A 22,550-nucleotide genomic window follows, 5' to 3' on the forward strand; every position below is an offset into this window, starting at 1 on the left:
ATGTCCTTCCGCCTGAGCTACCGGGCCGACCCGGGTAATCCGTGGTTCTCCTGGCAGTACCTGCGGGACAACTCTGACACGATCCTCACCGCGCTGCGTGAGCACGCCTCCCTGACCGGTCGCGCGGTGCTGATCGCGGCCCTCATCGCCGTGCCGCTCGCGGTGGTGGCGTACTGGTACCGGCCCCTCGCCGGCCCGATCGTCGCCGTCACCGGGGTGTTCTACACCATCCCGTCCCTGGCCCTCTTCGCGTTCGTGGCACCCTACCTGGGCATCGGCGTGGTCACCGTGCTCAGCGTCGTGGTGCTCTACGCCCTGCTCGTGATCGTGCGCAACGCCATCGCCGGGCTCAGCCAGGTGCCCCCCGAGGTGCGGGAGGCGGCCGAGGGCATGGGCTACGGCCGGTGGGGGCGCCTGTTCCGGATCGACCTGCCGCTCGCCCTGCCCGGCATCCTCACCGGGCTGCGGCTGGCCACCGTGTCGACGGTGGCGCTCGTCACCGTGGGTGTCGTGGTGGGCCGGGGCGGGCTGGGCCAGTTGATCTTCGCGGGGTTCCAGAACAACTTCTACAAGGCGCAGATCATGACGGGGACCGTGCTCTGCGTGCTGCTCGCGCTGGTGCTGGACCTGATCCTCGCCGGGGTCGGGCGGCTGCTCACCCCGTGGCTCACCCGGAGGGCGTCGTGAGCGTCATCGAGCAGGCGATCGTCTGGCTCAACGACCCGCTGAACTGGACCAACCCCGGCGGCGTGCTGGACCGGCTCGGCGAGCACCTGGTGCTCTCCGCCGCCGCGGTGGCGCTCGGCTGCCTGGTGGCCTGGCCCATCGGCCTCTGGCTCGGCCACACCGGCCGGGGTGGGGGGCTGGTGGTGCTGGTGGCCAACGTCACCCTCGCCATCCCGACGCTCGCCCTGCTGACCATCCTGCCGCTGACCTTCCTCGGCTTCGGTCGACCCTCGGTGATCGTCGCGCTGGCCGTCTTCGCGGTGCCGCCGCTGCTCGCGAACGCGTACACGGGGGTGCGGCAGGCCGATCCGGAGGCCCGCGACGCCGCGCGCGGCATGGGGCTCTCGGGCTGGCAGGTGCTGCGGCGGGTGGAGCTGCCGCTCGCCGTGCCGTACCTGGCCGCCGGTTTCCGGACGGCGGCCGTGCAGGTGGTGGCGACCGCGGCGCTCGCCTCGTTCGTCAACGGCGGCGGGCTGGGCCAGATCATCCGCGCCGGCTTCGGGCTGGACATCGCCGCCGGTGGTGGTCAGATCCTCGCCGGCGGCCTGCTGGTGGCGGGGCTCGCCGTCCTGGTGGAGGTGGTGCTCGCGGTGGTCGAGAGGGTGGTCACACCGCGTCCGCTGCGGGCCACCCGCCGGAGCGCGAGCCGCCGGGCCGCGGACGCGGTGACCGGCGGCTGACCCGCCCCGGCGTGAGGGTCGTGACGATCCAGTGACGAAGCTCGCCCACGGTTGTCGTACCCGCCTGGAGGATGTTGGGTGGGAAATCGCGGGCGACAGGATCGCCCGTCGGACACGCGGCCGGCCCGGACGGGTCGCGCCGGGACACGGAAGGCGGGCAACATGCGCGCACGTACACGGCTGTTCGTCGGCGCCGCGGCGGCCCTCACCGCCGCCGGGCTGCTCACCGGCTGCGGTGACGCCGGCTCATCGGGCACCGACGCCCCCCAGACGACGGCGAGCGGCGCCGGATGCGCCCCCGTCGCCGGCGACCAGTTGGTGGTCCTGGACGACGACAAGAAGCTCCAGAACAGCGACAACATCATCCCGGCGGTCAACGCGGACGCGGCGAGCCCGCAGCTGATCGCCGCGCTCGACAAGGTCTCCGCCGCGCTGGACACGCCGAAGCTCATCCAGCTCAACAAGGCGGTCGACGTCGACCGCAAGACTCCGAAGGTGGCGGCCGAGGAGTTCGCGTCGGCCAACAACCTGACGGCCGGGATCGCCAAGGGGCCGGGCGGCCAGATCGTGGTCGGCGCCGGCAACTTCAGCGAGAGCGAGACCCTCGGCGAGCTCTACCGGATCGCGCTCACCGCGGCCGGCTACCAGGTCCGGGTGCAGCAGATCGGCAGCCGGGAGCTCTACGAGCCGGCCCTGGAGAAGGGCGAGATCCAGGTGGTGCCGGAGTACGCGGCCACCATGGCGGAGTTCCTCAACACGAAGGCCAACGGCCAGGGCGCCGCACCGGTCTCGTCGCCGGACCTCGACAAGACGGTCACCGCTCTGCGCGCCAACGGCGACAAGGTGGGCATCACCTTCGGCACCCCGTCCGCCGCGCAGGACCAGAACGCCTTCGCGGTGACCAAGGCGTTCGCGGACAAGTACGGCGTCCGTACGCTCTCGGAGCTGGCCGCCAAGTGCTCCGGTCAGGCGACCGTGCTGGCCGGCCCGCCGGAGTGCCCGCAGCGCCCGAAGTGCCAGGCCGGGCTCGTGCAGGTCTACCACTTCAACGCCGGGTCGTTCAGCTCGCTCGACGCGGGCGGGCCGCAGACCAAGAACGCGCTGAAGACCGGCAGCGCCAGCGTCGGCCTGGTCCTGTCCTCCGACGGGGCGCTGGCCGGCTGACCCGGCCGTTCGACCGGGCGTCATGCCTGGTCAACGACGCGTTCGACGCCGGTTCACGAGGGTCGGCCCCGTTCGGGGTCGGCCCTCATGGCGGTGCTGGGCCACGGCGCGCGGGCAGTGCCCGCGGCGGTGCTGGGCCCGTTCCCACGCGGAGCAACTCTCGGTAGGCTGCACAGCCATGCCCGCCCCCGAAGCCCACCGCAGTCGGACCCTGCTGACCGCCCTGTTCTGGTCCGGCGTCGGGCTGGCACCGGTGGCGGCGTTGATCCTGCTGGTCGCGGACGGCAACGGTCCGCTGCGCTTCGCCGCGGTGCTCGCGATCCTGGCCGTGGTGATGATCGGCTTGTCGATCGCGCTGCGCGCCGACGGTGACGGCGGCCAGGCCCGCGCCGAGGAGCTGCTGGACGAGATGGAGCAGCTCCGCCGGGAACTACGGGGCGAGATCGTGGCCGCCGCGCAGCGCGGCAACCAGGCGCTCGACCAGGCGCAGCGGGCGCAGGAGGCGGTGGCCGCCGTGCACCGGCGTCTCGACGCCACCGGCGCCGCCCTGTCGGGGGTCGCGGGCGCCGCGGAGGAGCCGGCCGGGTCGGGCCGCGCCCGGGTGCCGGTCGCCGAGCCGCCCGAGGACGCGCCGTCCGGACGGGCCCGGGTGCGCGACGACGGTGGATCCCGGTGGGGCCGGTCCGAGTGGGAGGACGACGAGGAGCCCGGTCGCCGGTCGGCGGCGGGCCGCTACGGCGGGGACCGCCCCGCCGCCGGGCAGTACGGCGCCGAACGCCCGCCGGCCGGCGCGTACGGCGAACGGGCGGGCTCCGGTGCCGAACGTGCGGGCGGGGCCCAACCCGGGGTCTACGGCGCCGCGCCCCGCCCCGCGGAGCACGAGAGCCGGGCCGAGGCGGGGCCTCGACCGCTGGGGGTGGTCCGGCACACCGAGACGGTGCACGTCACCACCCGGCACACGATCGTGGACGGCGGCCCGGCCGAACCGGTGGGTGGGCGTTACGGCGGTGGATACGCGGGCGGGTGGTCGGCGCCGGCCGACGAGCGGCCCTGGGGTGGCGCCGACGACCGGTGGGCGGAGGCCGGCGGCGCCCCGGAGGAGCGGTCCTGGTCCGGTTACGGCGGCCCGGACGAGCGTTCCCGGCCGGGCGACGAGCGGCCCTGGGCGGGGGCGGGCGGCCCCCGCGACGAGCCGGGCCGGGGCGAGCCGCGGGACGACCGGGGCCGTGCCGGCCGGCGGGACGAGCGGGCCTGGTCCGCGCCGGAGGACCCGCGGGGGTGGCCGGACCCGCAGGGCGAGGCGGACGACCCGGGGTGGGAAGACCCGGCGGCGCCGGTGGGACGGGACCGGCCGGCGCAGCTGGACGACACCGGGCAGTACTGGGCCCAGATGCGCGCGGGCGACCGCTGGGCGGCGGTCCGGGACGATGACCGGGGCCGGGAGGTGCGGATGGGCGAGCGCCGGGCCGAGGTGCACGCCGACGCCACCGGCGCCGAGTACCGGGTCGCCGACCGCTGGGCGTCGGTGCGTCGGGACGAGCCGGGCCGGGAGTACGGTCGCGGCGACGAGCGGCGGCGTGGCGGTTGGGACGCCGAACCGGAGGACCGTCCGGCCCTGCCCGTCGGCGGGGTGCCGGTGCCCGACGAGTGGCGTCCGCCGCGGCAGCGGGGCTACCAGTCGGCGCCCGACGCGGAGCCGGAGCGGGTGGGCCGGCGCGCGCGGGCCGACGACGACCGGTACGGCTACGGGACGCCGGACGACGCTCCCCGCGGCGGGCGCTGGCGCTGAACCCCGCCGGCGGGCTACTTGTCGATGTCGCCGACGACGAAGAACATCGAACCGAGGATCGCGATCAGGTCCGGCACGAGGCAGCCCGGCAGCAGCGTGGCCAGCGCCTGCACGTTGGCGTACGACGCGGTGCGCAGCTTGAGCCGCCACGGCGTCTTCTCGCCGCGGGACACGAGGTAGTAGCCGTTGATGCCCAGCGGGTTCTCGGTCCACGCGTACGTGTGCCCCTCGGGCGCTTTCACGACCTTCGGCAGCCGGGTGTTCACCGGCCCGGTGAGCCGGTCGACCCGCTCCAGGCACTGCTCGGCGAGGTCGAGTGACACGTACACCTGGTCGAGCAGCACCTCGAACCGCGCGTGGCAGTCCCCGGTGGTGCGGGTGACCACCGGCACGTCGAGCTCGTCGTACGCCAGGTAGGGCTCGTCGCGGCGCAGGTCCAGGTCGAGCCCGGAGGCGCGGCCCACCGGCCCGGACGCCCCGAACGCGGCGGCGTCCGCCGCGGACAGCACCCCGACGCCCACCGTGCGGGCCAGGAAGATCTCGTTGCGCCGGATCAGGTTGTCCAGGTCGGGCATCCGCCGGCGGACCTCGCCGATGGCCGCCCGGGCCCGGCCGGTCCAGCCGGACGGCACCTCCTCTTTCAGACCGCCCACCCGGTTGAACATGTAGTGGATCCGGCCGCCGGAGACCTCCTCCATGACGGCCTGGAGGGTCTCCCGCTCGCGGAACGCGTAGAACATCGGGGTGATCGCGCCGATCTCCAGCGGGTACGAGCCCAGGAACATCAGGTGGTTGAGCACCCGGTTCAGCTCGGCGAGGGCCATCCGCAGCCAGGTGGCCCGCTCCGGCACCTCCAGGCCCATCAGCCGCTCGACGGCGAGCACCACGCCCAGCTCGTTCGAGAACGCCGACAACCAGTCGTGCCGGTTGGCGAGCACGATGATCTGCCGGTAGTCGCGTACCTCGAAGAGCTTCTCCGCGCCGCGGTGCATGTAGCCGACGATCGGCTCGGCCGACATCACCCGCTCACCGTCGAGCACGAGCTTCAGCCGCAGCACACCGTGGGTGGACGGGTGCTGCGGCCCGATGTTGAGCACCATGTCGGTGCCGAGCTGCTCCCCGCCGGTGCCCGCCACCAGGCCGGCCCCGGTGCCGACGGTCATCTCGCGCAGGTCCCGGGCGTCGGTGGTCATGCCCGTCATCGTGCCACGGTCGCATCGAGCGTGACGCCGACCGGTTGCCGCAGCCACCAGTGCCCGCCCAGGCCGGTCGGGTCGGTCAGTTCGGCCGCCGTGGACGCCGCGGCGAGCGCCCGCACGTACCCGGCCGGGTCGGTGGCGGCCAGGGCCAGCGGTGGCCGGCCGCCGTCGGCCCCGAGCGCGCGCAGCGCCTCCCGCTGCGACCCCAGGGTGTACGCGCACCGGGCGACCCGCTCACCGGCGGAGGCGACCGAGTCCATGGCGACGTGCGCGGTGACGTCGCACGACCCGTCCGGCACCGGCGGCACCTGCCGTCCGCTCCGGTACCCGGTCAGCGTCCCGTCCGCCGGCCGTTCGGCCCTCAGGTGTCCGTAGTCCACGGCCAGGGCGAGCCCCCGGTCGAGGTGGCCCACCGCGCCGGCCCACGCCTCGTCACGGCTGCGCCCGATCTCGGCCCGCACGCCGACCGTCCGGGGGCTCACCGGGCCCCCGTCCAGATGTCCGTCGGGTACGGGCCACCAGGTGGCGAGCCAGTCGGCGTCCTCCCGGGCGACCGGATCACCCACCGATTCCGTGCCGGTCGCCGGGTCGACCAGCAGGTACCGCCACCCGTCGGCTGTCCGCGCCGCGACGTCCAGCGGCACGTTGTCCAGCCATTCCGTGGCGAGGAGCAGGCCGACGATCCCGGTCGGGATCTCGCCGACCCACTCGACGCCCTCCGGCAGGTCGTCGGGTCGGGGCGCCAGTTCGACGGCCGTGAGCCGGACCCGCGAGGCCAGCGCGGGCACCCCGGCGGTAGTCCGGTCCGCGGCCCTCGATCCGGACGCGGGCGGCAGGCCGGCGGTCGTCGGCTGGGCGGCGAGGAGTGACGCGAGCGTGCGCAGGAGTTCCCCGCGTCCGGCGCCGACGTCGACCACGTCCAGCCGCTCCGGGTGACCGAGGGCGACGTCCACCTGGGCGAGCAGCCGCAGCAGCGCCCCGGCGAACGAGGGGGAGGCGTGGACGCTGGTGCGGAAGTGCCCGGCCGGGCCCGGCCCGGCCACGAAGAACCCGCCCGGGCCGTAGAGCGCCCGGTCCATCGCGTCCCGCCAGCGGATCGGCAGCAGTCCTCGTTCACGGCGCGTCACCGTGCCGACCCTACGGTCCGGGGCGCTGGCGTGGTCGGCGACGCCGCCGTCCGGCCCCCTGACGGCGCGCGAGGGCGCCGGGAAGAAGCAGCTGTCGCCGCCGGCCTCCCCGCACCACGACGCCCAGCGGTGACGAGGACTCCCGTCGATGCCGGCGGGCCTCGCGCGGCGGCCGTCCCGGGTGGTGAAGGTTTTCACATCCGGGTTTCCATCCCATTACCCGGGCGCATACTTGCCATCGACCGGTACCCCTTCTCGAGGACTGGATCGTCGACATGAGCGCACCGTCGCGCCCACGCCCGGCCGCCCCCCGGCGGGCCGCCGTCACCGTGGGCTCCGCCCCGTCGAGGGCCGTTCCCCGCACCCTGACCGTCGGCGTCGTCGGCGCCGGTCGCGTCGGCGCCGTCCTGGGCGCCGCGCTCACCGCCGCCGGGCACCGGGTGGTCGCCGCCACCGGCGCGTCCGGCGCGAGCCGGGCCCGGCTGGCCCTGCTGCTCCCCGACGTCCCGTCCGACTCGGCCACGGCGGTGGCCCGGGCCGCTGGCGACCTGCTGCTGATCGCGGTGCCGGACGACGCGCTCCGCGGAGTGGTCGCCACCCTGGCCGACTCCGGTGCGCTCCGCCCCGGGCAGGTGGTGGCGCACACCTCCGGGGCGCACGGGCTGGCCGTGCTCGACCCGGCCGCCGCGGTCGGCGCTCGCCCGCTCGCCCTGCACCCCGCGATGACCTTCACGGGCACGCCCGACGACCTCGGTCGGCTTCCCGGCATCTCGTACGGAGTGACCGCCCCCACCGACCTGCGGCCGCTGGCCGCCCGACTGGTCGCCGACCTCGGCGGCGTGCCGGAGTGGATCGGGGAGGCGGACCGTCCGCTCTACCACGCGGCGCTGGCGCACGGCGCCAACCACCTGGTGACTCTGGTCAACGAGGCGGCCGACCGGCTGCGTGACGCCGGGGTGGCCCAGCCGGAGAAGGTGCTCGCCCCGCTGCTGCGGGCCGCGCTGGAGAACGCGCTGCGGCTCGGCGACGACGCGCTCACCGGCCCGGTCTCGCGGGGCGACGCGGGCACCGTCGCGCGCCACCTCGCCCGGCTCGCCGCGACGGCCCCCGAGTCGGTCGCCCCCTACCTCGCGATGGCCCGGCGCACCGCGGACCGCGCCATCGCCGCCGGCCGGCTCGCCCCGGCGGACGCCGCGTCGCTGCTCGGTGTGCTCGCCGACAACCAGCGGGAGGTGGCCGCGTGACCGCTGCGGGAATGGGCGCGGGCGCGGGCACGCTGACGAGGATCCGGGAGGTGACCACGGTATGGAGCTGGTGACGACCCGTGCGGAGCTGGCCAAGGCGCGGGCCTCGCTGACCGGGACGGTCGGCGTGGTGATGACCATGGGCGCCCTGCACGACGGCCACGAGACGCTGCTGCGGGCGGCGCGGGAGCGGGCCGACCACGTGCTGGTGACGATCTTCGTGAACCCGTTGCAGTTCGGCCCGAACGAGGACTTCGACCGCTATCCGCGCACGCTCGACGCCGACCTGGAGGTCTGCCGGCGGGCCGGCGCGGACGTGGTGTTCGCGCCCAGCCGGGAGGAGATGTACCCGGGTGGCGAGCCGCGGGTCCGCGTCAACCCCGGGCAGCTCGGCGAGGAGCTGGAGGGGCAGAGCCGCCCCGGCTTCTTCCACGGGGTGCTCACCGTCGTGCTGAAGCTGTTCCAGCTCACCCGCGCCGACCTGGCCTTCTTCGGCGAGAAGGACTACCAGCAGCTGACCCTGGTCCGCCGGATGGCCCGGGACCTGGACGTGCCGGTGGAGGTGGTCGGCGTGCCGACCGTGCGGGAGCCGGACGGGCTGGCGCTCTCCAGCCGCAACCGGTACCTCTCCGAGTCCGAGCGCGCCGCGGCGCTGAGCCTCTCGGCCGCGCTGCGCGCCGGCGCCGACGCCGCCGCGCAGGGCCGGGACGCCGGCGCCGTGCTGACCGCCGCGCACCAGGCGTTCGGCGCCGGTGCGCCCGGCGCGCAGCTCGACTACCTGGTGCTGACCGATCCGGACCTCGAACCGGGGCCGGTCAGCGGGCCCGCCCGGCTCCTCGTCGCCGCCTGGGTCGGCAACACCCGCCTGATCGACAACATGGCGATCCACCTCGCGCCCCGCTCCTGAGACCCCCGCAGCTTCACCCCGAAAGGCACCCGATGCTCCGGACCATGCTCAAGTCGAAGATCCACCGTGCCACGGTGACCCAGGCCGACCTGCACTACGTCGGCTCGGTCACGGTGGACGAGGATCTGCTCGACGCCGCCGACCTGCTCCCCGGCGAGCAGGTGGCGATCGTCGACATCACCAACGGGGCCCGGCTGGAGACGTACGTGATCCCGGGCGAGCGGGGCAGTGGCGTGATCGGCATCAACGGCGCCGCGGCCCACCTCGTCCACCCCGGTGACCTGGTCATCCTCATCTCGTACGGGCAGATGGACGACGCCGAGGCGCGCACCTACCACCCCCGGATCGTGCACGTGGACGCCGACAACGCGATCGTCGACCTGACCGCGGACCCGGCCACGGCGGCGCCCGGCACCGCCGGCGACCCGGTCCCCAACCCCCTGGCCGCGCGAGTCTGACCCCTCCCCGCGATCGTGCGCTCTCGGCCTCGGGCGCACGATCGCCGGGGGACGGGCGTGTGGTGCGGTCTGTCACCGGCTCGTCATTCCTGGTTACCCTTGTCACACCTGCCGGGAGGCGGGCGGTGGCTGGGGGAGGCCGCGATGCGCCGTTCGATGACCGTCCTGCTCGCGCTCGCCACCACGGCGGCCCTGCTCGCCGGCTGCGGAGCCGGTGACGGCGACGGTGACCTCACCGACGACTGGCCGGCGCTGCCGGCCGCCGCGTCGTTCACCCCGGCCGCCGGGGTGTGCCAGGAGGCCGACTTCGCCGACGTGGTGACCCTCGAGGCCTATCAGCCGATCGACTGCGCCGCGCCGCACCGGGTGGAGACCGTGCACGTCGGCGCGTTCCCCGTGGCGTCGCCCGCCCCGCCGGCCGGCGGCGCCGCCGAGCTGCGCGGCGCGTTCGCCGAGTGCGACGCCAAGGCCACCGGCTACGTGGGCGACGACTGGCGGGCCGGCCGGCTGCGGCTCTCCGTGGCGCTGCCCTCGCCCGTGGGCTGGACGGCCGGCTCCCGCTGGTACCGCTGCGACCTCTCCGAGGTGACCACCGTCGAGGCGTCCGCCACCGTTGTCGCCCGTACGGGCAGTCTCCGCGACGCGCTGAAGGGCCCGTCCGCCCTGCGGCTGGGCTGCCAGCAGACCCGCGGCGGCCGGAGCGGTGGGGTGGAGGCGCTCGTGCCGGTGGACTGCGCGACCCGGCACGACGCCGAGTTCGTCGGGGTGTGGCGGGCACCGGAGGGCGCGTACCCGACCCAGCAGACCGACTGGCTGCCCCTCTACGCCGGTTGCCGCTCGGTGCTCGGCCGCTACGTCGGTGTGCCGGACGACGACGACCTGCGCTTCCGCAGCGGGGTGGTGGCCCGTCCGCCGGGTGCGGGGCGCTGGCGCGCCGGTGACCGGGGGGTGCGCTGCTACCTCTGGCTCAGCCACCGGACGGTGACCGGCTCGCTCAAGGGGGCCGGCCCCGCCGGGCTGCCCGTCCGCACCAGGTGACCGGGGCAGCGGGGTCTCCACGCCGGGAGCGCACGTGACGCCGCGGCTCCTCGTACGTCCGCCCGTTCCTCGGGCCGACGCCCTCGCCGCCACCCCGCGCGTCCGGTCCCGGCGGCGCGAGCAGGGCCGGACGAGGTAGCCGAAACCACTCGTCCCGCCCCCGCCGCCCCCTACGAGCACCGTTCGCGGTTGACTGTGCTCATGGAGCTTCCGACCGTCGACCTGCCGGCCCTGCCGAGCCTGCTGGCCGCTCCCGCGCCCGGCTGGGTGGAGACCACCGACGTGCTCGTGGTCGGCTCGGGCGTGGCCGGACTCACCGCGGCCCTGCACCTGCGTGAGGCGGGCCTGCACGTCACCGTCGTCACCAAGGTGAACATCGACGACGGCTCGACCCGTTGGGCGCAGGGCGGTATCGCCGCCGTGCTCGATCCGGCGGACACCCCGGCGTCGCACGCCTCGGACACCGAGATCGCCGGGGTGGGGCTCTGCGACCCGGCGGCGGTCCGCGTCCTGGTCGAGGAGGGGCCGACCCGGCTGCGCGAGCTGATGCGGATCGGCGCCGAGTTCGACCGGAACCCGGACGGCTCGCTGATGCTGACCCGGGAGGGCGGGCACCGGGCGAACCGGATCGTGCACGCGGGCGGCGACGCCACCGGCGCCGAGGTGCAGCGGGCGCTGCACGACGCCGTACGCCGTGATCCGTGGATCCGCCTGGTCGAGCACGCCCTCGTGCTGGACCTGCTGCGGGCCCCCGGGGACGGCCCGGGTGGGCTCGGCCGGGCCTGCGGCATCACGCTGCACGTCCTCGGCGAGGGGAGCGAGGACGGGGTCGGCGCGATCCTGGCCCGGGCCGTGGTGCTGGCCACCGGCGGCATGGGGCAGGTCTTCGCGGCGACCACCAACCCGGCCGTCTCCACGGGCGACGGGGTGGCGCTGGCGATGCGGGCCGGGGCGGCCGTGACCGACGTGGAGTTCGTCCAGTTCCACCCCACCGCGCTGATCGTGCCGGAGCAGCCGGGGGCACCGGCCCGCGCCCAGCAGCCGCTGGTCTCCGAGGCGCTGCGCGGCGAGGGCGCGCACCTGGTGGACGGTGACGGCAAGCGGTTCATGGTCGGGCAGCACGAACTCGCCGAACTCGCCCCGCGGGACGTGGTGGCGAAGGGCATCCACCGGGTGCTGCTCGCCACCGGCGCGGACCACGTGTACCTCGACGCCCGGCACCTGGGCGGCGACTTCCTGGCCCGCCGCTTCCCGACGATCGTGGCGTCCTGCCTGGCCATCGGGGTCGACCCGGCCACCGACCTGATTCCGGTCGCGCCGGCCGCCCACTACGCGTCCGGCGGCGTCCGCACCGACCTGCGCGGCCATACGTCCATTCCGGGTCTGTACGCCTGCGGCGAGGTGGCCTGCACCGGGGTGCACGGCGCGAACCGGCTGGCCAGCAACTCGCTGCTGGAGGGGCTGGTGTTCTCCCGCCGGATCGCCGAGGACATCGCCGCCGGCCTGCCCGAGCAGGCGCGGCCGGCGGAGACCGGCGCCTGGGTCGGCGGCGCCGGTTGGGTCGTGCCGGCGGAGGGCACGCCCGCGCTGCAACGGGCCATGACCCGAGGCGCGGGGGTGCTCCGCTCGGCGGAGACGCTCGCCGCGACGGCCGGCGTGCTCACCGACCTGGGCGGCGGGCGCGGCCGGCCGCGGACGGCCGACTGGGAGGCGACGAACCTGATCACGGTGGCGGCGACGCTGGTGGCCGCCGCGTACGCCCGCCAGGAGACCCGTGGGTGTCACTGGCGGGAGGACTTCCCGACGGCCGACGACGGGTGGCTGGGTCACCTGGTGGAGGCGGTCGGCGCGCAGGGCCGGTTGACGCAGCGGTGGGAGGGGACGCGATGAGGGAGTCGACGGAGCAGGTGCTGCGGGCGGGTGGTCTGGACCCGGACGACGTACGCCGGGTGATCACCAACGCCCTGACCGAGGACCTGGGGCCGGAGTTCCTCGACGTGACCAGCGTGGCGACGATCCCGGCCGAGCAGACCGACACGGCCGACCTGGTGGCCCGCGCCGACGGGGTCGTCGCCGGCCTCGCGGTGGCCGCCGCCGTCTTCGAGACGGTCGGGGAGGTGACCGGCGCCGGCCGTACGGTCGAGGTGTCCCTCGTGGCCCACGACGGTGACCGGGTGGCGCGCGGCGACGTGCTGGCGACGGTGACCGGGCCGACCCGGCTGCTGCTCACCGCCGAGCGGACGGCCCTCAACCTGCTCAGCCGGATGTCCGGTGTGGCGACCCACACCCGGGCCTGGGCCGACGCCCTGACCGGCACCAAGGCGACGGTGCTGGACACCCGGAAGACGACCCCGGGCCTGCGGGCCCTGGAGAAGTACGCGGTCCGGGCGGGCGGCGGCACCAACAAGCGGCTCGGGCTCTACGACGTCGCCATGATCAAGGACAACCACAAGTTCGCGGCGGGCGGGATCACGGCCGCCTACCGCCGGGTCCGGGAGGCGTTCCCGGACGTGCCGGTGCAGGTCGAGGTGGACACCCTGGCCGAGGCGGTGGAGGCGGTCGAGGCGGGGGCGGACTTCCTGCTGCTGGACAACATGACCCCCGCGCAGCTCCGCGAGGTGGTCGCGGCGGTGGGTGACCGAGCCGAGCTGGAGGCCACGGGCGGGCTGACCCTGCCGGTGGCGGCCGAGTACGGGGCGACCGGGGTCAACTACCTCTCGGTGGGGGCGCTGACCCACTCCTCGCCGATCCTCGACATCGCGCTGGACCTGCGTACCGCCTGACGGTGCGGGCCCGGTGGTCACACCGTGGTGAGCGAGGTGCTCCGCAGGTTGAAGATCACCCGGTTCTCGGTGTCCTGCCGGCCGTCGATGCCGTACTTCGCCCGGAACAGTTCGAGCACCCGGTTGTAGACCTCCGGGGCCAGCTCGTCCGCCTCGCCGATCGCGAAGACCTCGCCGGCGGTCTCGGGCCGGTCCAGCACCACGGTGAGACCGCCGAGCCCGTGCCGGGCCACGTTGCGCACCAGGTCGGCGCCGGCGATGTACCAGTCGCCGTCGGAGCGGACGTAGAGCGCCTGGCAGGTCTCCAGGTCCCGGCCACCCTGGCGCAGGCAGAGCCGGAGGCTGAGACACGCCTCCAGGTCCCGCAGCGGCGCCGTCTCCCACAGCTCGTCGAAGCGGTCGTCGACGAACTCGCCCAGCGGAGTGGAGACGAACGCCTCGATCTGTTGGGTGTCGAAGGTGCTGCCCCGCACCGGGAAGAACGAGATGAAGGCCTTGCTGTCCCACCGGTACATCTGCACGGAGGGCGCGGCGGCGTAGACCCGGACCTTTAGCCGGGTGCGGGCGGACTCGGGCAGCTGCTCGTGCAGCCGGGCCAGGTGCCACAGGTTGTTGAGGATCGCCACCGAGGCGTCCCGCCGGCGCAGCTCCTCGCCGCGCAGCCGGACGGCGGGGGAGTCGGGGTCGAGCAGCAGCACCTTGACCGTCGCGCCGTTGGTCAGCGCGGAGCGCAGGGCGGCGACGAAGCGTCGGGCGTACGGGCCCTCCAGCATGCTGGTCCAGGTCTCCAGGATCGCCACCAGCTCCCGCGAGCGGGCCACCCGCTCGATCAACGCGTCCCGGTCGAGCCGCGGGTGCTCGATGATGCTCGCCGTCTGGAGTTCGCGGAAGAGCGGGTTGAGCACGACGTACGTCAGCAGGGTCATGATCAGGGCGGCGCCGATGTTGAGGTAGAGCTCGCCGGAGAAGCTGTCGGGCGTGCGCCGCGACTCCTGCCACGACTGCACCGTCATCCAGATCGCGCCGCCGGCGAGGACGGCGAGCACGAGCACGTGCCGGCGGCGTCGGCGCAGGGTGTTGCGCCCGCGCGCCCACCACATCCCCGACATGTGCGCTCCCCGTCCGGTGCCGGCGCGGCGGTCGCCACGACCGCCGCCGCGAGGCCGCGTATCGACCAATTCTCATGCCGCTATGCGACCAGGATACGGGCGCTCGGCCGGTCGGCACCGGCCCCGACCGTCGTTGTCTAGGCTGCGTGCGTGCTGCTCTGCATCGACATCGGAAACACCAACACCGTGCTGGCGACCTTCGACGGCGACAAGCTGGTGCATTCCTGGCGGATCAAGACCGACGCGCGGTCGACCGCGGACGAGTTGGGGCTGAAGTTCCGCGGCCTGCTCGCCGGCGACGCCGTCGAGATCACCGGAGTGGCCGCCTGTTCCACCGTGCCGGCGGCGCTGCGCTCGCTGCGCACCATGCTCGCCCGCTACTACGCCGACCTGCCCAGCGTGATCGTCGAGCCGGGGGTGCGTACCGGCGTCCAGCTGGCGATCGACAACCCGAAGGAGGTGGGCGCCGACCGGGTGGTGAACACCCTGGCCGCGTTCACCCTCTACGGCGGTCCGTCGATCGTGGTCGACTTCGGCACCACCACCAACTTCGACGTCATCAGCGGCCGGGGTGAGTTCCTCGGCGGCGCCTTCGCGCCCGGTATCGAGATCTCCTTCGACGCGCTCGCGGCCCGCGCGGCCCAGCTGCGCAAGGTCGAGGCCACCCGGCCGCGCTCGGTGATCGGCAAGAACACCGTCGAGTGCCTCCAGTCCGGCCTCTACTTCGGCTTCGCCGGGCAGGTGGACCGGATCGTCGAGCGGATGATCGAGGAGCTGGGCGAGGTGAAGGCGGTGATCGCCACCGGCGGCCTCGCCTCACTGGTGATCAACGAGTGCCGGACGATCACCCACCACGAGCCGATGATCACCCTGATCGGCCTGCGGATGGTGTACGAGCGCAACGTCTGAGCCCGGCCGCCGCCGTCGGGCTCAGCGCCGTCGGGCGCGGAGCACGATCGTCCGGTACGGCAGTGACACGGTCTCCCGGCCGGCCAGGTCGGGGTGGGTGGCGAGCAGGTGGCGCAGGGCCAGCTCGACGCGCCGCTGGTCCTCCGGCGACGCGGTGAGCCAGTACGAGCGGGTCCGCACCAGCCCGACCACCTCTTCCGGGGTGAGCGTGGTGTGCTGGGTGAACTCGCCGACCTCGACGGCCTCGAACGCCGCGCCGAAGTCCACGTACCTCTCCACCACGTTCCCGGCGTTGTCGCCCATGTGCGCGATCCGGCCCAGCTCGGCCACCCACCCGACCCGTTCGTCCCGGGTGTTCCAGATGGGTGCGAACGTCCCACCGGGGCGGAGCACCCGGGCGACCTCGGCGTGCGCGCGGTCCCGGTCGAACCAGTGGTACGCCTGCCCGACGAGCACCGCGTCCGCCGCGCCGTCCGGCAGCGGCATCGCCTCGGCGCTGCCCTCGCGGGCCCCGACGCCGGGCGTGGCCGCGGCGAGCTGCGCCCGCATGCCCGGATCCGGCTCCACGGGCACCACCTCGTGCCCGAGCGCCAGCACGCCCCGGGTGAGGATGCCGGTGCCGGCGCCCAGGTCGACGACCCGGGCCGGCGCGTCCTGGCCCGCGAGCGCCCAGCGCAGCGCCTCTTCGGGATAGGTCGGGCGGAACCGGTCGTACTCGGCTGCGGCGGCGCCGAACGAGAGGGCCTGGGTGTGATCAACCATGGTGCGGAGGTTATCCGGTAACGCCCCCCTGGGCGCTTGAGTACGCTCGGGCGTGACCCCCCGTATCTCGTGACGAGGAAGCATGCCGTGACCGAGCAGAACGCCCTGCCAGTGGACCCCGCCGACGACCTTCCGGAGCAGATGAAGGTCCGCCGGGAGAAGCGGGACCGGATGCTCGCCGAGGGCGTGGAGCCCTATCCGGTCGGGTACCCCCGGACGGCCACCCTCGCCGAGGTGCGCGCCCGCTACGGCGACCTGCCGACCGACACGGCCACCGGCGACCGGGTGTCGGTCACCGGCCGGGTGATCTTCGTACGGAACACGGGGAAGCTCTGCTTCGCCACCCTGCGGGACGGGGACGGCACCGAACTGCAGGCGATGCTCTCCCTGGACCGGGTCGGGCCGGAGCGGCTGGAGGACTGGAAGCGCCTGATCGACCTCGGCGACCACGTCGGTGTGACCGGTGAGGTGATCACCAGCCGGCGGGGTGAGCTCTCCGTGCTGGTCGAGGAGTGGGCCGTCACCGCCAAGTCGCTGCGTCCGCTGCCGGTGGCACACAAGCCCCTCTCCGAGGAGGCCCGCGTCCGGCAGCGCTACGTCGACCTGATCGTCCGCCCGCAGGCACGGCAGATGGTCCGTACCCGGGCGGCCGCCGTACGCAGCCTGCGCGATTCCCTGCACGAGCGGGGCTTCATCGAGGTCGAGACGCCGATGCTCCAACTGCTGCACGGCGGCGCGGCGGCCCGCCCATTCGTGACCCACAGCAATGCGTTGAACACCGATCTGTATCTGCGAATCGCGCCGGAACTGTTTCTGAAGCGCGCCGTGGTCGGCGGTGTCGACCGGGTCTTCGAGATCAACCGCAACTTCCGGAATGAGGGCGTCGACTCTTCGCACTCACCCGAGTTCGCGATGCTGGAGACCTACCAGGCGTACGGCGACTACAACACCATGGCGGAGCTGACCCGAAATCTCGTGCAGCAGGCGGCGATCGCCGTCGGCGGCTCGACCGTGGTCACCCACGCCGATGGTCGGGAGTTCGACCTGGGTGGCGAGTGGCGGTCGGTGACCCTGTTCGGGGTGCTTTCCGAGGCACTCGGCGAGGAAGTGACCGTCCGCACCGAGCATGCCCGTCTCGTCGAGTACGCCGACAAGGTGGGATTGGCCGTCGACCCGAAGTGGGGCCCGGGCAAGCTGGCCGAGGAGCTGTTCGAGGAGCTGGTCGTCCCGGGCCTGCAGGAGCCGACGTTCGTCCGCGACTACCCGGTGGAGACCAGCCCGCTCACCCGCGCCCACCGCGCCGAGCCGGGGCTGGCCGAGAAGTGGGACCTCTACGTGCTCGGCTTCGAGCTGGGCACCGCGTACTCGGAGCTGGTCGACCCGGTCGTGCAGCGGGAGCGTCTGGTGGCCCAGGCGCAGCTCGCGGCCCGCGGCGACGACGAGGCGATGCGCCTCGACGAGGACTTTCTTCGTGCGATGGAGTATGGAATGCCGCCGGCCGGCGGTATGGGAATGGGAATCGACCGGCTCTTGATGGCGCTGACCGGGCTCGGAATTCGGGAAACCATCCTGTTCCCGTTGGTGCGCCCGGAGTAGTCGACCACCGCCGCCGGGTCGTCATACCGCATCCTATTGACGCGATGTGCGCCGTACGGGTTATTGTGCTCTGAGTTAGCAGGAGCAGAGCACCCTGCTCGAAAGGAATGTGGGACGTGGCCAAGCAGATCATTCACAAGCTGGTCGATGACCTGGACGGCGGGGACGCGGACGAGACGGTCAAGTTCGCGCTGGACGGCGTTCAGTACGAGATCGACCTGTCGAGTGCCAACGCCGAGAAATTGCGTGACGTATTCGCGCCGTACGTGGCGGCGGGCACCAAGGTTGGTCGGGGCGGCGTGGTGGTCGGTGGCCGGGCGGCGCGGGGCCGGGGCGGCGCGACGGCCGACCGGGAGCAGAACCGGGCGATCCGCGAGTGGGCCAAGAAGGCCGGCAAGGACATCTCCGACCGGGGCCGTATTCCCCAGGAGATCGTGGACGAGTACCACGCCCGGCGCTGACCGAGGCGATCAGTGGCGACCCGACGCCGGACCGGAGCTTCCTCCGGGCCGGCGTCGCCGCTTTTTCGGGGTACGGGCGGTCCCGGAAGTAGCCGGGAGCGCCCGGGCGGCCGGACGCGCCCGGAGGGCGCGGGCCCCTCGAACGGCCCGGACGTCCGTGATCCGGCGCCGGGCGCGGGAAGAAACACCCGGCGGGCGGCGTTGTCCACAACCGGTGGAGATTCCGTCCACAGCCTGTGGATGACTCCGGGCGGCCCGTCAAGGGGCCGCGCCGACGCGGATCCGGCCGGCGGAGCGCCTTCCGGCCGGCGGGGAGAATTTCGCTCTGCGCGTAGCGCTGGAGCTACCGGAACACCTCCTGAGCGCGCACGGTTGTGCAAAACGACGCGTACGCGGCTCCTGCCGGAGACACACGACCTGAGCTGAGTCGGTCCGCGGCGATAGAGTAATGAGGCACGGACGCCCGTCCCGGACGTCCAGGCACCGGCCCCGCCAAGATCTTGACCATCAAGGCGCACGGCACGTGAGGAGCACGAGGGCATGTTCGAGCGGTTCACCGACCGAGCGCGACGGGTTGTCGTCCTGGCCCAGGAAGAGGCCCGGATGCTCAACCACAACTACATCGGTACGGAGCACATCCTGCTGGGCCTGATCCACGAGGGCGAGGGCGTCGCCGCCAAGGCTCTGGAGAGCCTCGGCATCTCGCTGGAGGGCGTCCGGCAGCAGGTCGAGGAGATCATCGGCCAGGGCCAGCAGGCGCCGAGCGGGCACATCCCGTTCACGCCGCGGGCCAAGAAGGTGCTGGAGCTGTCGCTGCGTGAGGCGCTGCAGCTCGGCCACAACTACATCGGCACGGAGCACATCCTGCTCGGTCTGATCCGCGAGGGTGAGGGTGTCGCCGCCCAGGTGCTGGTCAAGCTCGGTGCGGACCTCAACCGGGTCCGCCAGCAGGTGATCCAGCTGCTCTCCGGCTACCAGGGCAAGGAGCCGGCCGCGGCGGGTGCCGCGTCGGGTGAGGCCGCGCCGTCCACCAGCCTCGTGCTGGACCAGTTCGGCCGTAACCTGACCCAGGCCGCCCGCGAGGGCAAGCTCGACCCGGTCATCGGGCGCGAGAAGGAAATCGAGCGGGTCATGCAGGTGCTCTCCCGCCGCACCAAGAACAACCCGGTCCTGATCGGTGAGCCCGGCGTCGGCAAGACCGCCGTGGTGGAGGGGCTGTCCCAGAAGATCATCAAGGGCGAGGTGCCCGAGACGCTGAAGGACAAGCAGCTCTACACGCTCGACCTCGGCGCCCTGGTCGCCGGTTCCCGCTACCGCGGTGACTTCGAGGAGCGCCTCAAGAAGGTGCTCAAGGAGATCCGCACGCGCGGCGACATCATCCTCTTCATCGACGAGATCCACACCCTGGTGGGTGCGGGTGCCGCCGAGGGCGCGATCGACGCGGCGAGCATCCTCAAGCCGATGCTGGCCCGTGGTGAGCTGCAGACCATCGGCGCCACCACCCTCGACGAGTACCGCAAGCACCTGGAGAAGGACGCCGCTCTCGAGCGCCGCTTCCAGCCGATCCAGGTGGGTGAGCCGTCGCTGGCCCACACCATCGAGATCCTCAAGGGCCTGCGCGACCGCTACGAGGCACACCACCGGGTGAGCATCACCGACGCCGCCCTGGTGGCCGCCGCCACCCTGGCCGACCGCTACATCTCCGACCGCTTCCTGCCGGACAAGGCGATCGACCTGATCGACGAGGCCGGCGCCCGGATGCGGATCCGCCGGATGACCGCGCCGCCAGACCTGCGCGACTTCGACGAGCGGATCGCCCAGGTCCGCCGCGACAAGGAGTCCGCGATCGACGCGCAGGACTTCGAGCGGGCCGCCCAGCTGCGCGACAAGGAGAAGCAGCTCCTCGGCCAGAAGGCGCAGCGGGAGAAGGAGTGGAAGGCCGGTGACCTGGACGTCGTCAGCGAGGTCGACGACGAGCAGATCGCCGAGGTGCTCGGCAACTGGACCGGCATCCCGGTCTACAAGCTGACCGAGGAGGAGACCTCGCGCCTGCTGCGCATGGAGGACGAGCTGCACAAGCGCGTCATCGGCCAGGAGGACGCGGTCAAGGCGGTGTCCAAGGCGATCCGGCGTACCCGCGCCGGCCTGAAGGACCCGAAGCGCCCGTCGGGCTCGTTCATCTTCGCCGGTCCGTCCGGCGTCGGTAAGACCGAGCTGTCCAAGGCGCTCGCCGAGTTCCTGTTCGGCAGCGAGGACGCCCTCATCCAGCTGGACATGTCCGAGTTCCACGACCGCTACACGGTCTCCCGGCTGGTGGGTGCCCCTCCCGGCTACGTCGGCTACGACGAGGGCGGGCAGCTGACCGAGAAGGTGCGGCGTCGGCCGTTCTCGGTGGTCCTCTTCGACGAGATCGAGAAGGCCCACCCGGACGTGTTCAACACGCTGCTCCAGATCCTGGAGGACGGTCGGCTCACCGACGGTCAGGGTCGGATCGTGGACTTCAAGAACACGGTCATCATCCTGACCACCAACCTGGGCACGCGCGACGTGGCCAAGGCGGTGTCGCTCGGCTTCCAGGCGTCGGAGGACTCCGAGTCCAACTACGACCGGATGAAGCAGAAGGTCAACGACGAGCTCAAGCAGCACTTCCGTCCTGAGTTCCTCAACCGGATCGACGACACGATCGTCTTCCACCAGCTGCGTCAGCAGGAGATCCTGTCGATCGTCGACATCATGGTCGCCCGCATCGAGACCCAGCTGAAGAACAAGGACATGGGCCTGGAGCTGACCGACAACGCCAAGAAGTACCTGGCGACCAAGGGCTTCGACCCGGTGCTCGGTGCGCGTCCGCTGCGTCGCACGATCCAGCGCGACATCGAGGACAACCTGTCCGAGCGGATCCTCTTCAACGAGCTGACCCCGGGTCAGATCGTGGTGGTGGACTGCGAGGGCGATCCGAACAACATCGACAAGTCCAAGCTCGTCTTCCGGGGCGCGGACAAGCCGGTCACCGTGCCGGACGCCGTCCCGGCCGACCTCGGCGGCACCGCCGCCGCGGGCGCGGACGACGCGGCGTAACGGACAGAGGCACGAAGGGCGGGGCCCCGGTGGCGCGAGCCACCGGGGCCCCGCCTTTTGCCGTCCCGGGCATCCCTCGCCGGGGTGTGCCCATGGGCGAGGGCGGCGTTCAACGGACCGCCCCTCCGGCACCACGCCGCCCTGCGTGTTCGGGTTGCCCGTGCCGCCCTGCACGCTCGGCCCCCCGCGCCGCCCCTTAGCGAGGCGTCCGCGGCACCAGGGCGCGTCCGGGCGCTCCGCGCCGTCAGGTGCGCGCCCGGGGCTTCCTCGCCACTCCGGCGCGCGGGCGGTCGTCCCGCCGGCCGGCCGCGGCCGGCACAACGCGGGCGGAGGCCACCATTTCCTGGAAGTAGTCCCCTCAGCGACGCAGGAGACGACAACTTCCCAGAAGTAGTGCGCGCGGCCGTTCCCCGAAGTAGTGCGCGCGGCCGGGGAGGTTCCCCTCCCCATCCGGCCGGAAGGCCGTGTGTCGAGGGCTGGGAGGGACAACGTCCTGGGAGTTGGGCCCTCAGGTGGTGCGGGAGGCCACGACTTCCGGGAAGTTGGGCCCTCAGCGGCTCCGCCCGGTGTGGGGCCGGGGGTTGGGGCCGGGGGGGTGTCGTCAGTGCGGGAGGGCGGGAGCGGGCAGCGACGGGCCGTCACCGACGAGGCGGTACGAGTCGGCGCCGACGGGCTCCACGAGGCCGTCCTGGACGAGGCCGGCGAGCGCTCGTGCGCGCTGGGCTTCGTCGGTCCACACCTGGTCGAGCCGCTGCCGGGGCACCGGGCCGGTCGCCTCGCGCAGGACGCCGAGGAGCAGGCCGCGTACCTGGCGGTCGGTGCCCGCGTACCGCTGCGGTCGCCGGGTGGGGCCGGTCGGTGCTTCCTGCCCGGACGCCCGCCAGGCGCAGATCGCCGCCACGGGGCAGCGGTCGCAGCGCGGGGAGCGGGCGGTGCAGATGACCGCTCCCAGTTCCATGAAGGCGGCGCTGGCCAGCGCCGCGGCGGCCGGTTCGTCGGGTAGCAGCGCCTCGGTGGCGACGAGGTCCGTCGGGCGGGTGGCCGGCCCGGCGTCGGGCTCGCCGACGACGGCTCGGCACACCACGCGGCGCACGTTGGTGTCGACGACCGGATGCCGCTGCCCGTACGCGAACGCGGCGACCGCCCGGGCCGTGTACGTCCCCACCCCCGGCAGCGCCAACAGCTGGTCCAACCGGTCCGGCACCTCCCCGCCGTGCCGCTCGACGATCGCCACGGCGCACTCCCGCAGCCGCAACGCCCTTCGCGGATAGCCGAGCCGGCCCCACATCCGGATCGCCTCGGCCGGGCTGTCGGCGGCCAGCGCGGCGGGGACGGGCCAGCGGGCCAGCCACGCCTCGTACGCGGGCAGCACCCGCACGACCGGCGTCTGCTGGAGCATCACCTCGCTGACCAGGATGGCCCACGCGCCCGCGTCCGGTTTGCGCCACGGCAGGTCGCGGGCGTTCTCGGAGTACCAGCGGCTGACCAGGGTGGCGAACGTCGGCTCAGTCATCGTGCCG

General features: G+C 73.5%; 19 protein-coding genes. 14 read left to right on the forward strand and 5 right to left on the reverse strand.

The window, feature by feature from the left end; all coding sequences use genetic code 11:
* The 4 genes from SM573_RS07460 (at position 1) to SM573_RS07475 (ending at position 4,359) form a co-directional block, all read left to right on the forward strand.
* A complete protein-coding gene (locus SM573_RS07460; protein ID WP_474611364.1) occupies positions 1 to 687 on the forward strand; it encodes an ABC transporter permease in 687 nt (228 codons plus the stop codon).
* On the forward strand, positions 684 to 1,406 hold the full coding sequence (locus tag SM573_RS07465) for an ABC transporter permease (RefSeq protein WP_474611363.1): 723 nt from the start codon (positions 684 to 686) through the stop codon (positions 1,404 to 1,406). Before SM573_RS07460 ends, SM573_RS07465 begins: the two co-directional genes overlap by 4 nt.
* A gap of 162 nt (positions 1,407 to 1,568) precedes the next feature.
* Positions 1,569 to 2,570, forward strand: coding sequence for a glycine betaine ABC transporter substrate-binding protein (locus SM573_RS07470; RefSeq protein WP_474611362.1), 1,002 nt, complete (start codon positions 1,569 to 1,571; stop codon positions 2,568 to 2,570).
* A 178-nt stretch (positions 2,571 to 2,748) separates the two neighbouring features.
* The gene (locus tag SM573_RS07475) at positions 2,749 to 4,359 is read left to right on the forward strand and encodes a DNA polymerase III subunit gamma/tau domain-containing protein (protein ID WP_474611361.1); all 1,611 of its coding nucleotides are present in this window, start codon (positions 2,749 to 2,751) and stop codon (positions 4,357 to 4,359) included.
* A 14-nt stretch (positions 4,360 to 4,373) separates the two neighbouring features.
* On the opposite strand, the gene SM573_RS07480 is transcribed toward SM573_RS07475, so the two are convergent.
* Together SM573_RS07480 and SM573_RS07485 are read right to left on the reverse strand one after the other, a co-directional pair.
* Positions 4,374 to 5,561, reverse strand: a complete 1,188-nt coding sequence (locus tag SM573_RS07480) for an NADH-quinone oxidoreductase subunit D (protein WP_474615798.1) — start codon at positions 5,559 to 5,561, stop codon at positions 4,374 to 4,376.
* Positions 5,558 to 6,661 (reverse strand): SAM-dependent methyltransferase, encoded by a 1,104-nt coding sequence (locus SM573_RS07485; protein ID WP_474616045.1) that lies wholly within the window; start codon positions 6,659 to 6,661, stop codon positions 5,558 to 5,560. The genes SM573_RS07480 and SM573_RS07485 overlap by 4 nt, the downstream gene beginning before the upstream one ends.
* A gap of 299 nt (positions 6,662 to 6,960) precedes the next feature.
* On the opposite strand from SM573_RS07485, the gene SM573_RS07490 reads away from it, so the two are divergent.
* The 6 genes from SM573_RS07490 (at position 6,961) to nadC (ending at position 13,115) form a co-directional block, all read left to right on the forward strand.
* A complete protein-coding gene (locus tag SM573_RS07490) occupies positions 6,961 to 7,929 on the forward strand; it encodes a Rossmann-like and DUF2520 domain-containing protein (protein ID WP_474615799.1) in 969 nt (322 codons plus the stop codon).
* Positions 7,930 to 7,990: 61 nt separating this feature from the next.
* The gene (panC, locus tag SM573_RS07495; protein ID WP_474615800.1) at positions 7,991 to 8,836 is read left to right on the forward strand and encodes a pantoate--beta-alanine ligase; all 846 of its coding nucleotides are present in this window, start codon (positions 7,991 to 7,993) and stop codon (positions 8,834 to 8,836) included.
* A gap of 32 nt (positions 8,837 to 8,868) precedes the next feature.
* Entirely contained in the window at positions 8,869 to 9,294 is a 426-nt protein-coding gene (gene panD, locus SM573_RS07500) for an aspartate 1-decarboxylase (RefSeq protein ID WP_474615801.1), read from the forward strand.
* A gap of 144 nt (positions 9,295 to 9,438) precedes the next feature.
* The gene (locus SM573_RS07505; protein WP_474611356.1) at positions 9,439 to 10,332 is read left to right on the forward strand and encodes a septum formation family protein; all 894 of its coding nucleotides are present in this window, start codon (positions 9,439 to 9,441) and stop codon (positions 10,330 to 10,332) included.
* 201 nt (positions 10,333 to 10,533) lie between these two features.
* Positions 10,534 to 12,222 carry an L-aspartate oxidase gene (locus tag SM573_RS07510; protein ID WP_474615802.1) on the forward strand — a complete coding sequence of 563 codons (1,689 nt, stop codon included), beginning with the start codon at positions 10,534 to 10,536 and terminating at the stop codon, positions 12,220 to 12,222.
* Complete coding sequence (gene nadC / locus SM573_RS07515; protein ID WP_474615803.1) at positions 12,219 to 13,115, forward strand: carboxylating nicotinate-nucleotide diphosphorylase; 897 nt, start codon at positions 12,219 to 12,221, stop codon at positions 13,113 to 13,115. Before SM573_RS07510 ends, nadC begins: the two co-directional genes overlap by 4 nt.
* 17 nt (positions 13,116 to 13,132) lie before the next feature.
* Here nadC and SM573_RS07520 read toward each other — a convergent pair whose 3' ends face one another.
* Positions 13,133 to 14,224, reverse strand: a complete 1,092-nt coding sequence (locus tag SM573_RS07520) for a hypothetical protein (protein ID WP_474615804.1) — start codon at positions 14,222 to 14,224, stop codon at positions 13,133 to 13,135.
* Positions 14,225 to 14,374: 150 nt separating this feature from the next.
* On the opposite strand from SM573_RS07520, the gene SM573_RS07525 reads away from it, so the two are divergent.
* The gene (locus tag SM573_RS07525; RefSeq protein ID WP_474611352.1) at positions 14,375 to 15,133 is read left to right on the forward strand and encodes a type III pantothenate kinase; all 759 of its coding nucleotides are present in this window, start codon (positions 14,375 to 14,377) and stop codon (positions 15,131 to 15,133) included.
* 21 nt (positions 15,134 to 15,154) lie between these two features.
* Here SM573_RS07525 and SM573_RS07530 read toward each other — a convergent pair whose 3' ends face one another.
* Positions 15,155 to 15,895, reverse strand: coding sequence for a class I SAM-dependent methyltransferase (locus tag SM573_RS07530; RefSeq protein ID WP_474615805.1), 741 nt, complete (start codon positions 15,893 to 15,895; stop codon positions 15,155 to 15,157).
* An 87-nt stretch (positions 15,896 to 15,982) separates the two neighbouring features.
* On the opposite strand from SM573_RS07530, the gene lysS reads away from it, so the two are divergent.
* From lysS to SM573_RS07545, 3 genes are all read left to right on the forward strand, one after another.
* The gene (gene lysS / locus SM573_RS07535) at positions 15,983 to 17,491 is read left to right on the forward strand and encodes a lysine--tRNA ligase (protein ID WP_474611350.1); all 1,509 of its coding nucleotides are present in this window, start codon (positions 15,983 to 15,985) and stop codon (positions 17,489 to 17,491) included.
* Between the two features lie 116 nt (positions 17,492 to 17,607).
* Positions 17,608 to 17,952: a histone-like nucleoid-structuring protein Lsr2 gene (locus tag SM573_RS07540; RefSeq protein ID WP_474611349.1), complete on the forward strand. Its 345-nt coding sequence runs from the start codon at positions 17,608 to 17,610 to the stop codon at positions 17,950 to 17,952.
* A 540-nt stretch (positions 17,953 to 18,492) separates the two neighbouring features.
* Complete coding sequence (locus SM573_RS07545) at positions 18,493 to 21,030, forward strand: ATP-dependent Clp protease ATP-binding subunit (RefSeq protein ID WP_474611348.1); 2,538 nt, start codon at positions 18,493 to 18,495, stop codon at positions 21,028 to 21,030.
* A 601-nt stretch (positions 21,031 to 21,631) separates the two neighbouring features.
* Here the strand turns inward: SM573_RS07545 and SM573_RS07550 are convergent.
* Positions 21,632 to 22,543, reverse strand: coding sequence for an HhH-GPD family protein (locus SM573_RS07550; RefSeq protein ID WP_474611347.1), 912 nt, complete (start codon positions 22,541 to 22,543; stop codon positions 21,632 to 21,634).
* Positions 22,544 to 22,550 lie beyond the last annotated feature (7 nt).

Source organism: Micromonospora xinjiangensis (assembly GCF_056150165.1).

Excerpts from the sequence above, each read along its gene's own strand:
- SM573_RS07510 (WP_474615802.1), top strand. The coding sequence starts at position 10,534 with ATGGAGCTTCCGACCGTCGACCTGCCGGCCCTGCCGAGCCTGCTGGCC.
- SM573_RS07480 (WP_474615798.1), bottom strand. The coding sequence starts at position 5,561 with ATGACGGGCATGACCACCGACGCCCGGGACCTGCGCGAGATGACCGTC.
- SM573_RS07550 (WP_474611347.1), bottom strand. The coding sequence starts at position 22,543 with ATGACTGAGCCGACGTTCGCCACCCTGGTCAGCCGCTGGTACTCCGAG.
- panD (WP_474615801.1), top strand. The coding sequence starts at position 8,869 with ATGCTCCGGACCATGCTCAAGTCGAAGATCCACCGTGCCACGGTGACC.
- SM573_RS07470 (WP_474611362.1), top strand. The coding sequence starts at position 1,569 with ATGCGCGCACGTACACGGCTGTTCGTCGGCGCCGCGGCGGCCCTCACC.
- SM573_RS07530 (WP_474615805.1), bottom strand. The coding sequence starts at position 15,895 with ATGGTTGATCACACCCAGGCCCTCTCGTTCGGCGCCGCCGCAGCCGAG.
- nadC (WP_474615803.1), top strand. The coding sequence starts at position 12,219 with ATGAGGGAGTCGACGGAGCAGGTGCTGCGGGCGGGTGGTCTGGACCCG.
- SM573_RS07545 (WP_474611348.1), top strand. The coding sequence starts at position 18,493 with ATGTTCGAGCGGTTCACCGACCGAGCGCGACGGGTTGTCGTCCTGGCC.
- SM573_RS07505 (WP_474611356.1), top strand. The coding sequence starts at position 9,439 with ATGCGCCGTTCGATGACCGTCCTGCTCGCGCTCGCCACCACGGCGGCC.
- SM573_RS07460 (WP_474611364.1), top strand. The coding sequence starts at position 1 with ATGTCCTTCCGCCTGAGCTACCGGGCCGACCCGGGTAATCCGTGGTTC.
- SM573_RS07490 (WP_474615799.1), top strand. The coding sequence starts at position 6,961 with ATGAGCGCACCGTCGCGCCCACGCCCGGCCGCCCCCCGGCGGGCCGCC.
- SM573_RS07520 (WP_474615804.1), bottom strand. The coding sequence starts at position 14,224 with ATGTCGGGGATGTGGTGGGCGCGCGGGCGCAACACCCTGCGCCGACGC.
- panC (WP_474615800.1), top strand. The coding sequence starts at position 7,991 with ATGGAGCTGGTGACGACCCGTGCGGAGCTGGCCAAGGCGCGGGCCTCG.
- SM573_RS07475 (WP_474611361.1), top strand. The coding sequence starts at position 2,749 with ATGCCCGCCCCCGAAGCCCACCGCAGTCGGACCCTGCTGACCGCCCTG.